This window comes from Dietzia sp. HMSC21D01, from assembly GCF_001815995.1.
In the GTDB taxonomy this organism is placed as follows: Bacteria; Actinomycetota; Actinomycetes; order Mycobacteriales; family Mycobacteriaceae; genus Dietzia; species Dietzia cinnamea.
Window position 1 is genome coordinate 1 of record NZ_KV823995.1, and the last position, 11,929, is coordinate 11,929.

11 protein-coding genes and 1 tRNA gene are annotated in these 11,929 nt (G+C 71.7%); 6 read left to right on the forward strand and 6 right to left on the reverse strand.

Annotated features, from left to right (window positions below):
• Together HMPREF3086_RS12080 and HMPREF3086_RS12085 are read right to left on the reverse strand one after the other, a co-directional pair.
• A partial coding sequence (locus HMPREF3086_RS12080) for a fatty acid synthase subunit beta domain-containing protein (RefSeq protein ID WP_141764076.1) occupies nucleotides 1-3,677 on the reverse strand: 3,677 nt, incomplete at its 3' end.
• A 359-nt stretch (nucleotides 3,678-4,036) separates the two neighbouring features.
• Nucleotides 4,037-4,600: a hypothetical protein gene (locus tag HMPREF3086_RS12085; RefSeq protein ID WP_070722080.1), complete on the reverse strand. Its 564-nt coding sequence runs from the start codon at nucleotides 4,598-4,600 to the stop codon at nucleotides 4,037-4,039.
• Nucleotides 4,601-4,747: 147 nt separating this feature from the next.
• Between HMPREF3086_RS12085 and HMPREF3086_RS12090 the strand changes: the two genes are divergently transcribed.
• Nucleotides 4,748-6,421, forward strand: a complete 1,674-nt coding sequence (locus tag HMPREF3086_RS12090) for a sodium-dependent transporter (RefSeq protein WP_070722081.1) — start codon at nucleotides 4,748-4,750, stop codon at nucleotides 6,419-6,421.
• A 3-nt stretch (nucleotides 6,422-6,424) separates the two neighbouring features.
• Complete coding sequence (locus tag HMPREF3086_RS18120) at nucleotides 6,425-6,565, forward strand: methionine/alanine import family NSS transporter small subunit (RefSeq protein WP_082767821.1); 141 nt, start codon at nucleotides 6,425-6,427, stop codon at nucleotides 6,563-6,565.
• Nucleotides 6,566-6,612: 47 nt separating this feature from the next.
• Here HMPREF3086_RS18120 and HMPREF3086_RS12095 read toward each other — a convergent pair whose 3' ends face one another.
• Complete coding sequence (locus HMPREF3086_RS12095; protein WP_070722083.1) at nucleotides 6,613-8,007, reverse strand: glucose-6-phosphate dehydrogenase; 1,395 nt, start codon at nucleotides 8,005-8,007, stop codon at nucleotides 6,613-6,615.
• A gap of 122 nt (nucleotides 8,008-8,129) precedes the next feature.
• On the opposite strand from HMPREF3086_RS12095, the gene HMPREF3086_RS12100 reads away from it, so the two are divergent.
• On the forward strand, nucleotides 8,130-8,969 hold the full coding sequence (locus HMPREF3086_RS12100) for a maleylpyruvate isomerase family mycothiol-dependent enzyme (protein WP_070722085.1): 840 nt from the start codon (nucleotides 8,130-8,132) through the stop codon (nucleotides 8,967-8,969).
• Between the two features lie 14 nt (nucleotides 8,970-8,983).
• Nucleotides 8,984-9,553 (forward strand): gluconokinase, encoded by a 570-nt coding sequence (locus tag HMPREF3086_RS12105; RefSeq protein WP_083324429.1) that lies wholly within the window; start codon nucleotides 8,984-8,986, stop codon nucleotides 9,551-9,553.
• Nucleotides 9,554-9,581: 28 nt separating this feature from the next.
• Here the strand turns inward: HMPREF3086_RS12105 and HMPREF3086_RS12110 are convergent, their stop codons facing one another.
• From HMPREF3086_RS12110 to HMPREF3086_RS12120, 3 genes are all read right to left on the reverse strand, one after another.
• Complete coding sequence (locus tag HMPREF3086_RS12110; protein ID WP_061229717.1) at nucleotides 9,582-10,106, reverse strand: DUF421 domain-containing protein; 525 nt, start codon at nucleotides 10,104-10,106, stop codon at nucleotides 9,582-9,584.
• Between the two features lie 70 nt (nucleotides 10,107-10,176).
• Nucleotides 10,177-10,731 (reverse strand): CAP domain-containing protein, encoded by a 555-nt coding sequence (locus HMPREF3086_RS12115; RefSeq protein ID WP_168169089.1) that lies wholly within the window; start codon nucleotides 10,729-10,731, stop codon nucleotides 10,177-10,179.
• Between the two features lie 47 nt (nucleotides 10,732-10,778).
• Nucleotides 10,779-10,860: transfer RNA gene (locus HMPREF3086_RS12120), tRNA-Leu, on the reverse strand.
• A gap of 59 nt (nucleotides 10,861-10,919) precedes the next feature.
• Here HMPREF3086_RS12120 and HMPREF3086_RS12125 point away from each other — a divergent pair.
• Both HMPREF3086_RS12125 and HMPREF3086_RS12130 read left to right on the forward strand, forming a co-directional pair.
• On the forward strand, nucleotides 10,920-11,483 hold the full coding sequence (locus HMPREF3086_RS12125) for a hypothetical protein (RefSeq protein ID WP_070722090.1): 564 nt from the start codon (nucleotides 10,920-10,922) through the stop codon (nucleotides 11,481-11,483).
• On the forward strand, nucleotides 11,480-11,854 hold the full coding sequence (locus HMPREF3086_RS12130) for a DUF3817 domain-containing protein (protein ID WP_070722092.1): 375 nt from the start codon (nucleotides 11,480-11,482) through the stop codon (nucleotides 11,852-11,854). Before HMPREF3086_RS12125 ends, HMPREF3086_RS12130 begins: the two co-directional genes overlap by 4 nt.
• Nucleotides 11,855-11,929: the final 75 nt, after the last annotated feature.

Sequence of the window (11,929 nt, forward strand, 5' to 3'; positions counted from 1 at the left end):
CGGGGGTCGCCGACCTCGGCGCCGCCGGTGCGGCCACGGACGGCGAAGCGCTCCGACAGGGTGCACAGCGGGGTGCGGGAGCCGTCACGCGCCTCCGCGGCCACCTCGACCGACACCTCGACGACGCGGCCGAGGTCGGTGTCGCGGACACCGCCGGACCGGGCGACGACGACGAGGTCGGTCGTCTCCTGCGGCAGCGCCGCGTGCATGCGGATGCCGTGGTCCAGGTGGACCAGGTCGAGCAGCCCCTCGACGACCGTGCCGGTGCCGCGCGGGCGACGCGTCTGACCGAGCACGGCGAAGACGGTCGGCCAGGCGGCGCCCACGAGGGCGTCCGGGACGCCGGCGGACGGCATGAGCGAGGTGGGCAGGCTGCCGGCGGTGACGCCCGTGTGGTCCGTGGCCAGGGTCGGCTCGAAGGTGAACCGGGCGGTGGCGACACCGTCGGTGACCTCGGGCAGCGCGTCGATCCGGGTGCCGCCCGCTCCCCCGCGGCCGACACCGGCGGCGGTGGCCAGCAGGGTGCGCATGGCGGACTCGGCGGCGTCGTCGGTGACGACGGGCGCGGCACCGGTGGCCACGGCGTCGCCCACGGTGAGCGTGATGGTCATCTCGGCCGGGCCGATCGGCAGCGTCAGGTCGACCGTCTGCCCGTCCGTGTCCGGGGTGAGGACGGCGCCGGAGACCGGGTGGCGACCGATGCCGTCGGCGTCGATCTCCCACGCGTGCAGGACGCCCAGGCGATGGACCGGGTTCACGACGAGCCGGCCGGCCCAGGTGACGTCGGGGCTGTTGAGCACGTCGGCGACGGGGCCGCTGGCGGTGGTGACGACGCCGCGGCGGCGGCTCGACACGGCCTCGGTGTCGGGCATGTAGCCGCGGACCCGGTCGGCGGTGGCGGCCTCGAAGCGGTCGAGGAGCTCACCGACCGGCTCGTCGACGCGGGTGATGCCGGCCACGGCGGTGGTGCCGGGGATCACGCACACGGCGTCGGCGTCGTAGCGCGGGTCGTGGGCCTGCCACAGCGAATCCGAGCGCCACCAGCGGCGCACGTCGGCGTCGACGACGGGGACGAACGGCACGGGCTTGCCGGGCATGCGACAGATGTCGAGGAACTCGGCGGCGTCGGCCGGGTGCAGCACGGCGCTCGCGAGCTCGGGGTAGCGGGCGGCGAGGGCGTCGATCACCTCGGCCGGGCGCTCCATGGACTCCACGCGCGGGAACGCGGAGCGGATGCGGCCGCTGTCGGCGGCGTCGAGACGGGCCTCGGTGCGCTGGACCATGCGGTGGAAGCGCTCGCGGATGGTCGGGTCGAGCCACACGGAGCGGGTGCCGTCGGCGACGGCGGCGGCGAAGTCGCCGCCCACGTCGAACGAGTCGCCGTCCCCGGCGACCGACCCGTCGGCGCCGGCGGCGAGCGAGAGCTCGACGAAGCGACGCAGCCACTGCTCGTAGGTCATGGAGTCGAGGTCGCCGAAGTAGGGCTTGGCGGTGCCGTTGATCGCCGCGATGATCTCGTCGCGACGGGCGGCCACGGCCTCGGCGTCGCCGGCCACCTCGTCGAGGAGGCGTCCGGTGCGCGCGGCGGTGTTGTCGATCTCGTGGATGTCCGCGCCGAGCTGGCTACGGCCGGAGGCCATGCCTCCCTCGGCCTGGCCCGCGCCCACCCAGGCGTCGACGCCCGTGGTGTCCACGAGCAGCTGCTTGACCTGGGGGCTGGTAGTGGCCTCGAGGGTCGCCATGGCGGCGGTACCCACGAGGATGCCGTCGACCGGCATGGCCGGGTAGCCGTGAGCGTTGGCCCACGAGCCGGTGAGGTAGTCGGCGGCCCGCTCGGGGGTGCCGATGCCGCCGCCGACGCACAGGACGACGTTGGGGCGCTCGCGCAGCTCGCCGTAGGTCGACAGCAGGAGGGCGTCGAGATCCTCCCACGAGTGGTGGCCGCCGGCGCGCCCTCCCTCGACCTGGACGATGACGGGCATGTGCGGGACCTCGGCGGCGATCCGCACGACCTGGCGGATCTGCGCGACGGTGCCGGGCTTGAAGCTGACGTGCCGCAGGCCTGCCTCGGTCAGCTCCTCGATGAGGGCCACCGACTCGTCGAGCTCGGGGATCCCCGCGGTGACGATCACGCCGTCGAAGGGGATGCCCGCGGCCCGGGCCCGCTGGACGAGGCGCTTGCCGCCGACCTGCATCTTCCACAGGTACGGGTCGAGGAACAGGGAGTTGAACTGGGCGCTGCGGCCGGGCTCGAGCAGCTCGGCCAGACGGCGGGTGTTCTCGGCGAAGATCGCCTCGGAGACCTGACCGCCGCCGGCGAGCTCGGCCCAGTGGCCGGCGTTGGCCGCCGCCGCGACGATCTGCGGGTCCACGGTGGTGGGCGTCATGCCGGCCAGCAGGATCGGCGAGCGCCCGGTGAGGCGGGTGAACGACGTCTCCACGTGGACGCTGCCGTCGGGCAGCGTGATGAGCTGCGGCTGGAACGCCGTCCACGGCCGCTCGATGGGCGGCGTGGCGCCCGGGGTGAACAGGTTGCGCAGGCCCCCGCGGGTGGCCGCGGCGACCACGCCGACGCCCTGACCGCGGACCACGGACCGGTTGAGGCGGGTCAGCGCCTCGCCGGGGCCCATGTCGAGGATCCACTGGGCACCGGAGTGCAGGGCCTCGGCCATCTCCTCGACCCAGTCGACCGGCTCGATGAAGACCTGGCGCGCCAGGTGGACGGCGCGCTCGACGTCCAGATCGCAGGCGCGGGCCCAGCGGGAGACGATCTCGACCGCCGGCGCCATCGCCGGGTGGTGGAATCCGACCTCCACGTCGAGCGGGTCGAAGACGGGGGCGAAGACCTCGCCGCCGGTGAGCTTTGCCTCGCGACGACGACGCGACTCGGCCTCGAGGTCGGCGCAGTGACGACGCAGGTCCTCGAGGTCGTCCGGTCGGCCGACCACGACGTGGCGGCGCTGCGCGTTGCGGATGGAGACCGACGGGCGGATCGACGCGTCGACGTCCGAGAACAGCTCGTCGACCAGCGATCGCAGGGCCTCGCCGTCGATCCCGGACACCCCGACCATGGGGCTGGCCTGGCCACGGCGGAACAGACCCACGCGCCGCCCGACCAGGGTGGCGGCGGCGCCGATGAGCTCGGCGACGGCCAGCAGCCGGTCGTCGATGGACCCGAAGGTCTCCACCGACTCCACGGCCAGCACGCCCTGGGAGTGTCCGACCACCGCCGCCGGGGCGGTGTCGTTGACGTCGAAGCCCTCGGCCGCGAGGGCGCGCAGTGCACCCATCTGGGTGAGCAGGACCGCGGGGAGGGAGACCGCGGCGGCCGACAGGGAGGCGTCGTCGGGCAGGTCAGCCGCGTCCTCGTCCTCGCCGGTGGTGGTGTTGGCCCACTCGATGGGCCGGAAGCCGTGGGTCCGCACGACCGCGATCTCGTCATGGACGGGCTCGGTGAGGGCGACGGAGGCGTCGACGAGGTCCTGGAGCTCCGGCCCGATCCCCGTGCCGTCGATGAGATCGCTGAGCGCGTCGCGCCAGGCGATCCCCTGCCCGCCGAAGGCGAGCGCATAGGCCGTACCCTCACGGAGTTCGTCCGCGAGGGCGCGGGCGGCGCTACGGGCCGCGAACCCGGTCTCGATCGGGCGGGGGGTGAGGTCGCGGTCGTCGATCGTCACGTGTGGAACTCCTTGGCACTGCGTCAGGGACATCGCCGGAATCGGTGACCGGTTTCGGCGCAGCGCACAGAGTGCCACACAAAGTTGAGGTGCCCCTCAGATTGCGGGGGTACGACCGACCGAATCGCGGGTCAGCCGCCGGTCGGCGGCGGTGATGCCCGCCACAAAAAGACATGACGCGCGCCTCATATCTACAGGTGAGGCCACCCTCAGGTTCTGCGTTAGCGCCGTTATCGAATTGTTACATCGTTTTCAGGGACTCTCGGGCCACCAGGGCGTGTCGTCCAGCCCATACGGGTGCGCTGCCGACGCGCCCGCGACCCGGTACGGGACGACGCGTCGCCACTGCCGTGCCGCGATCAGGCGCCGCAGCGCAGCTCCTCCATGGCCCGCGCGTCCAACCCTTCGGCAGCGCACAGATCGGCGGCCAACCGGCGCGGCCCGGACGACCACTCGACGTGGGCGGCCCGCGCGGCCTGCCCGAACGACACGGTGACCAGGCCACCGATACCGGGCGTCTCGTCCGGCGCGAGCGCCCCCTCCCCCACCCGGTCGATCGCCACGACCTCGGCGACGGTCGCTGCCCCGGGCGCGGGGATCAGCCGCAGCTGCACGAGGTGACCGTCGAACGCCCCCATCCAAACGGCGAACGTACCGGTGCCGTCCGGCCGGAGCTCAAGCGTGCGCCCGTGCGAGAACCACCGGCCGGTCTCGCGCACGACGTCCGTGGGCGTCAGGACGGCCGGGGGCGGTACGGACGCGGCCACCGGTTCGACGGGCGCCACCACGGTCGGAACCGCCGGCCCGCCCGGCGCGAGCGTCCGCGGGGAGGCGGCGACGGAGCCCGCGCCGACGGTGAGCGTCACGAGCGCCGCGGCGACGAGCAGCCGATTCGCGGTCCGCCCTCCTAATTGGTGCCTCATGGGATTACCCTAATCACACCAGCCACGTGACCGAGTACCCGACTTGCGTCGATTCGATCACCAAATGGCAACCGTCCGACTAGAAGTAGGGGACTCGGAGCACGGCTCAGACCTGAACCCGCCCGCTCCCCCGCTGAGGAGGAATCCATGTCCACACCCGCCGCCACGGGCGGTACCAGGAGACGCGAGGCCTTCTCGGGGCGCTCCGTCTTCGTGTTCGCCGCCATCGGCTCCGCCGTCGGCCTCGGCAACATCTGGCGTTTTCCCTTCGTCGCCTACGACAACGGCGGCGGCGCGTTCCTCATCCCGTATCTGGTCGCGCTGCTCTCCGCCGGTATCCCCCTGCTGTTCTTCGACTACGCCATCGGCCACCGGTTCCGCGGCTCCGCTCCCCTGAGTTTCCGCCGCATGAACCGTTTCGCCGAGCCGATCGGTTGGATCCAGGTGTTGGTGTCCTTCGTGATCGCCGTCTACTACGCGGTGATCCTCGCATGGGCGGCCTGCTACGCCTGGTTCTCCGTCGACGGCCGCTGGGGCGAGACCTATGAGGAAACCGCCACCTTCTTCTCGGAGGACTTCCTCCGCGCCGGGTCCGGCTTCGGCCTGGACTTCGTGCCGCTCATCACGGGCGTGTTGGTCGTTGTATGGCTGTTCACTCTCGGCGTCCTCATCGCGGGAGTTCAGAAGGGCATCGGCCGGACCGCTCAGATCTTCATCCCGCTGTTGATCGTCTTGTTCGCGGCCCTGGTCATCCGGTCCCTGTTTCTCGAGGGGGCCGCCGACGGCCTCAACAACTTCTTCACGCCCGACTGGGGCGTGCTGACCGACCCCGGTGTGTGGATCGCCGCCTACGGGCAGATCTTTTTCTCCCTGTCGGTGGGCTTCGGCATCATGCTGACCTACTCGTCGTACCTCAAGCGCCGGTCGAACCTCACCAGCTCGGGTCTCGTGGTGGGCTTCTCCAACTCCGCGTTCGAGGTCCTGGCCGGTATCGGCGTCTTCGCCACCCTCGGCTTCCTGGTCTCCTCCGCCGCGGGTGCGGGTTGGGACGATGTCAGCGGCGGGCCGGGCCTGGCGTTCATCGCCTTCCCCGCGCTCATCTCACAGATGCCCGGCGGGCCCATCTGGGGCGTCGTGTTCTTCGCGTGCCTCATCCTCGCCGGCCTCACGTCGATGATCTCGATCGTCGAGGTGGTCATCTCCTCCTTCCAGGATAAGGTCGGCGTCTCCCGCACCACCGCAACGTTGGCGATCGGCGGCCCGATGGCCATCGTGTCGATCCTGCTCATGCCCACCGAGACGGGCCTGCAGAACCTCGACATCCTGGACAAGTTCGCCAACAGCATCGGCATCGTGGGCATCGCGCTCATCGCCCTCATCGTGGTGATGTTCGCGCTGCGCCTGGGTCCCACCCTGCGCGACCACCTCAACTCGGTCTCTTCGTTCAAGGTCGGCCCCATCTGGATCGTGTGCATGGCGGTCGTCACCCCGCTCATCTTGGCGTACGCGCTGTTCGGCGAGATCCGCAGCCTGGTCTCGGAGCCGTACGAGGGCTACGACGCCGCCGTACTCGGCGTCTGGGGCTGGGGCATGATCGCCGCGATCCTGGTGCTGTCGGTGATCCTGTCCCTGCTGCCCTGGCGCGGGGCCCGTCACCTCGACGGCCCGCCGGCGACGGACGACGATCCAAGCGACGTCTTCTACGAGGACCAGTTCGACGCGTCGGGCTCCCCCGTCCGGGCCGACGCGGCCAGCGCGACCCGCACGGCCGGCACCGGTACGCGCGGCAACCGTACCGAGACCACCCGAAACGAGGGCTGAACCATGGACACCGCAGCGATCATCATGATGGTGCTGTTCCTGCTCGTCATCTGGGGAGGCCTGGCACTGAGCATCGCGCACTTCGTCCGGCAGCCCGACGACATGACGGAGGAGAACGCCGCGCGCACGGCGCGGAAGGTCTGACTCCCGGTCATCGACCGTAGGCCCCGGTTCCACAGCGGAACCGGGGCCTACGTCGTCCCGGGGTTCCCCTCGACCGGGCCGTCCGAGCCCGCCTCGTACTCCTCCATTGGGACCGCGCCGGACTCCCAGGCCTCGATCACCGGGGTGAGGATCCGCCAGCACTCCTCGGCGACGTCGCCGCGGACGGTGAGGAGCCGGTCCCCGTCGAGGATCCGCCCGAGGACCTCCCCGTACGGGAGCAGGTCGCTGTCGCCGAGCTCGGTGTCGAGGCGGGAGTCCTCGAGCGCGAGACTGTCGCCGGAGGCGTTGGTCGCCAGGTCGAGTGCCACCCGGCCGGGCGCGATGCCCATCGTGAGCCGGCTCGGCGGGGCCCCGCCCGCGAACGCCTCCGGAACGTGTGGCGGCGGCCGGAACGTCACCGTCACCCGCATCGAGTCCTCACCCAGTGCCTTGCCTGACCGGAGCCGCACGGGCACTCCCGCCCAGCGCTGGTTCCGGACCTCGAGCACCACCTCGGCGAGCGTCTCGGTCCCCCGCGACGGATCGACGCCCTCCTCGTCGGTGTAGGCGACGACGTCACGGCCGCCCGCCCTGCCGGCCGTGTAGCGGGCGCGACGAGAGCACGCGGACGGGTCGTCCCGCCACACGTGGGTGGACCGGAGGGTGGTGGCGAGCAGGTCGTGCAGTTCGGTGGCGTCGAGTCGCGCGGGCGCCTCCATGGTGACCAGCGCCGTCACGAGCAACAGGTGCGACTGGAGCATGTCGACCAGCGCACCGGTCGAGTCGTAGTAGCCGGCACGGCCCTCGAGGGCGAGGGTCTCGTCGGCCACGACGTCGATGCGCTCGACGTGCTCGGCTGTCCACACGGGTTCCAGGACCCGGTTACCGAACCGCATCCCGAGGATGTTGAGGACGTTCGCGTCGCCGAGGAAGTGGTCGACGCGGTACACGCGGTCCTCGGGGACGAGGTCGAGGAGCAGCGCGTTGAGGTCGCGGGCCGAGGCGAGGTCGGTGCCGAACGGCTTCTCGACCGCGAACCGTACGTCGTCGCGGAGTGGGCGGCCGCGCAGTCCCTCGCACGCCGTGGCGGTGACGGCCGGGGGCAGGGCGAAGTACAGCACCACCGGGCCGTCGAGCCCGTCGATGAAGTCGGCGAACGCGTCGGCGTCCGTCACGTCCAGGGCGACGAAGCGAGTCGTCGCCGCGATCCGGTCGGCCTGATCCGGTCCGCAGCCGCCCTCGCGCAGCGCCGACCGGACGAGTCCGCGCCACTCGTCGTCGTCCATACCGGACCGGCCGGATCCGACGACGGTGACGTCCCGCCCGGGGTCGCGCGCCAGGAGCGAGCCCAGGCCGGGGAGCAGGAGGCGCTCGGTGAGATCACCCCCGGCCCCCAGGATCGCCAGGGTGGGGCGGTCGTTCTGTGACGTGGTGGTCGGCATGCGGTCGGGCCTCCCGGCGGGTCGTCGCCCGGCGGCTCGGTCCGGGCACTACTCGGCTGCCCGCCCGACGCTACCCGCGCGATCGTCCACCGGCCGGGCGCGACGCCAGTAGCCTCGGCGGCATGGACAGCGAGTCGAGCGACACGGCACCCGTCGAGGTGCGCCACCTGGTGCAGCAGTGGAAGCGCCTCGACGAGGTGCTGGCGGGCCTGAAGAAGGACGACTGGACGGCGGCGACGGCGCTGCCGGGGTGGACCGTGCGCGACATCGTCGCGCACATCGCCGGCACCGAGCACATGCTCGCCGGCGAGCCGGTCCCGGACATCGAGTTGCCGGAGTCGGTGCGCGAGTACGTCCGCAACCCGATCGGTGAGCTCAACGAGAAGTTCGTCCAGGAGGCCCGGTCGCTGGCGGTCGAGGACGCGTTCGCCGATTTCCGGGAGGTCGTCGCCGAGCGCACGGAACAGCTCGCGGAGATGTCCGCCGCGGACCTCGAGGCGGAGACCGGGTCCCCCGTCGGGAATGTCCCCTACCGGCGCTTCATGGGGGTGCGGGTCTTCGACTGCTGGGTCCACGAGGACGACATCCGGCAGGCGCTCGGCATGAAGCACCATCTCGGCGGTGACACCGGGCGGTTCGCCGTCGAGGAGATCGTCCGGGCCCTGCCGCGCATCGTCGGGAAGGGCGCCGGCGCCCCCGACGGGTCGCGTGTCCGGTTCCGCGTCGTCGGCGAGGACGACGCGGATCTGCCGCTGGTCACCGACGTCGTCGTCGACGGACGCGCGCGGCTCGCCGACGTGGACGACGCCGCGCGGCCCACCGTCGAGCTGGTCTTCGACACGGCCACCTTCGTGCGCGCGACGACCGGCCGCATCACCGCCGAGCCGGGTCACGGCGTGGAGGTCACCGGGGACGAGGATCTCGGCCGGGCGATCCTCGGATCGTTGGCCTTCACCATCTGAGCCCTCGGGAGGTGGTGACGACGACGAGGAGCTCAGCAGCCGGAGGGTCCGGCCAGACGCCCGGTCCGCACATCGTCGTCATGGGGGTCTCCGGGGCCGGGAAGTCGACGGTCGCGCGGGTCATAGCCGATCGAACGGGAGCGGAGTTGGTGGATGCCGACGACCTGCACCCTCCGCACAACAGGCGGAAGCTGGCGGCCGGCGACCCCCTCACCGACGACGACCGCTGGCCGTGGCTGGAGGCGGTCCGCGACCGCATGAGGGACCACGACCACCCGCGCGGGTCGGAGGCGCCGGGGCCCGACCGCGGCCTCGTCGTCGCGTGCTCGGCGCTGCGCCGCGCCTATCGCGATGTGTTGCGCGACGTTCGCCGCCCGGTGTTCTTCGTCGAGCTCGGCACCGATCCGGAACTCATCGCCGCCCGTCTCGCCGCCCGCCGCGGCCACTTCGCATCCGATCGGATCCTTGAGTCGCAGGTGCTCACGCTGGAGTCGGTCGGGGCCGACGAGTACGGCATGGTCTGCCCGATCTCGCGGCCGGCGGACGAGATCGCCGAGGACGTGTTGGCCGCGCTGTCGGGATGAGGCGGCGGTCAGCCGGGCTCGGCCGCCGTCAGCCCCGGTGCTGCCGCGCCCACCCCGGGACGTCCTCGAGGACGGATCCGTCGCCCAGCGACGACCCGGTGATGACACTCATGCTGCCGTCGTTCTCGAGGATGACGGCCGCGACGTCGCCCAGGTCGCCGACGCCGGAGGAGCGGATGGTCTGGCGGATGTCGGCGTGGGTGAGGCGGTGGCGGGCGATCTGGTCGTCGAGGAAGACGCCGTCGCGCACGAGCAGCGTCGGGTCGGCGGTGAGGACGGCCCGCCCGGCCCGCGACCTCCTCAGCCGCGAGACGGCGTACTGCAGGACGACGAGCAACGCCATCGCGATCGCGCCCTCGGTCCAGGACACGTCGGAGCTGAGGATGATGGTCGCGAGCGTGGAACCGAGCGCGACGGTGACGACGAAGTCGAAGGCGTTGAGCTGCGTCAGGGTGCGCTTGCCGAACACCCGCACCACCAGCACGAGGAACGCGTAGGCGGCGGCGCCGACGAGCAGGACGCGGAGAACGTCAGGCCAGTTGTCGAACCACATGCCCGCACCGTACCGACGAGCCGGCGCCGACGAGCCCCCGTGCCGACGAGCCCCGTGCCGGCGGCCCGGGCTACCTCTCCGCCATCGGGGTGGCGAAGTGCTGGACGTAGAGATGCGCCTCCGGCAGGTCCTGGTAGGCGGCGGTCCGCATGCAGACACGCACGCGGGTGAAGTCCGGGTCGAGGATGTTCTCCCTGTGGCCCGGGCTCTGCATCCACTGGGCGACCGGGTCGGGCCCGCCGGTGGACGAATAGAAGAGGTTCTCCGCTGCCCTGTGGTAATCGACGCCGGCCTCGCGGATGAAGGCGCCCGGGCCGCCGCTGCCGTCAGGCGCGTGATGCGCCCAATAGTCCCTCGCGATCATGTCGTCCGCCTTCGCACAGGCACTGTCGCGGAGCTTATCGCTGGCGTCCAGGGGCGGGAGCCCGTTCTCGCTGCGCTGCGCGTTCGTCCGCTCCTCCACCGGGGACGGTTCCGCCGGAGGCTCGAGCGGCGCCGCGACACGGGGGTCCGTCCACGGGAGTCCCCCGTTCACCGCGAGATCCGACTCCGCGCAGCCACTCATCACCGAGGCCGCCAGGATCAGCGCCGCGGCCGCCGCACTCGCGACTGTCCGGTTGCTCATCCTCATCACCCGACATCCTGATCACCCGGTCCGAGTGGAGAGACCTGTGCGCCCGGGGAGACTTGAACTCCCACGTCCGTAGACACTGGAACCTAAATCCAGCGCGTCTGCCAATTCCGCCACGGGCGCGTCACCCGGGGGTACCGGGCGAGATGAGCTTACCGCGTGGTCAGCGGTACCGTGGAGGCGTGTCCGACACCCTGAGTTCCCGAGCGACCGGAGACGAGGCCGCGTCCGCGGATCCGGCGCCGTCCTCGGTCAAGCACCGTCCGGCGTGGATCGCGTTCGTCGTCCTCGGCGCGATCGTGTGCATCGGGATGGGCCTGTGGCAGCTCGCCCGCTACCAGGAAGCCAGCGGCACCGTCCAGAACCTCGGGTACACGTTCATGTGGCCGTTCCTCGGGGGCTTCCTCATCTACGCGTACCTCAAGTACGTCCGGATGGAGGCCGCCGAGGACGACTGGGCCTCCGCCTCGGTCGGTACCGCCGGCGCACGGGGCACCGACGACGATGACGACGACGAGGCCGACCCCCGCGCGGCGGACCTGCCGGCCGCCGGGAAGAACGGGTCGGGCCGGGACCGCTTCGGCGTCCTGACGGAGATCCCCGCCGACCTGCTCCCGACCCGTCGACCCGCCGCGGACGTCCGGGCCCGTGACGAGGGCCTGGACGCGTACAACGCCTATCTCGCCGAGCTGGCCCGGAAGGATCGGGCGGCCGGCGGCAACCACCAGGAGAGATCCGCTTCATGACCGCCGCAACCACGCCGCAGACCGACAACCGCAGGCCGGACCCGGGCGGGAAGGTCGCCGGTGCGCTCAAGCGCTACCGCGTGCTCGCCTGGATCACCGGTGTGTGGCTGCTCGTGCTCACCGTGGAGATGATCTACAAGTACCTCATCCTGGCCGACTCCTCGGACGCGCCCGAGTGGTTCACCTACATCGGTCAGGCGCACGGCGTGTTCTACATCCTGTACCTGTTCATGACGCTGGACCTGGCGATCAAGGCCCGCTGGCCCGCGACGCGCACGCTGCTCACCGCGCTTGCGGGGACGATCCCGTTCCTGTCGTTCTGGTTCGAGCACAAGCGGACCCGCGACGTCCACGCCGAGTACGCGATCTGACCCCGCTCAGCCCTCGGCGCGCGCGGCGAGCACCCGCAGCGCCGGCGCCAGCGCACGCAGCGCCCGGCCGCGGTG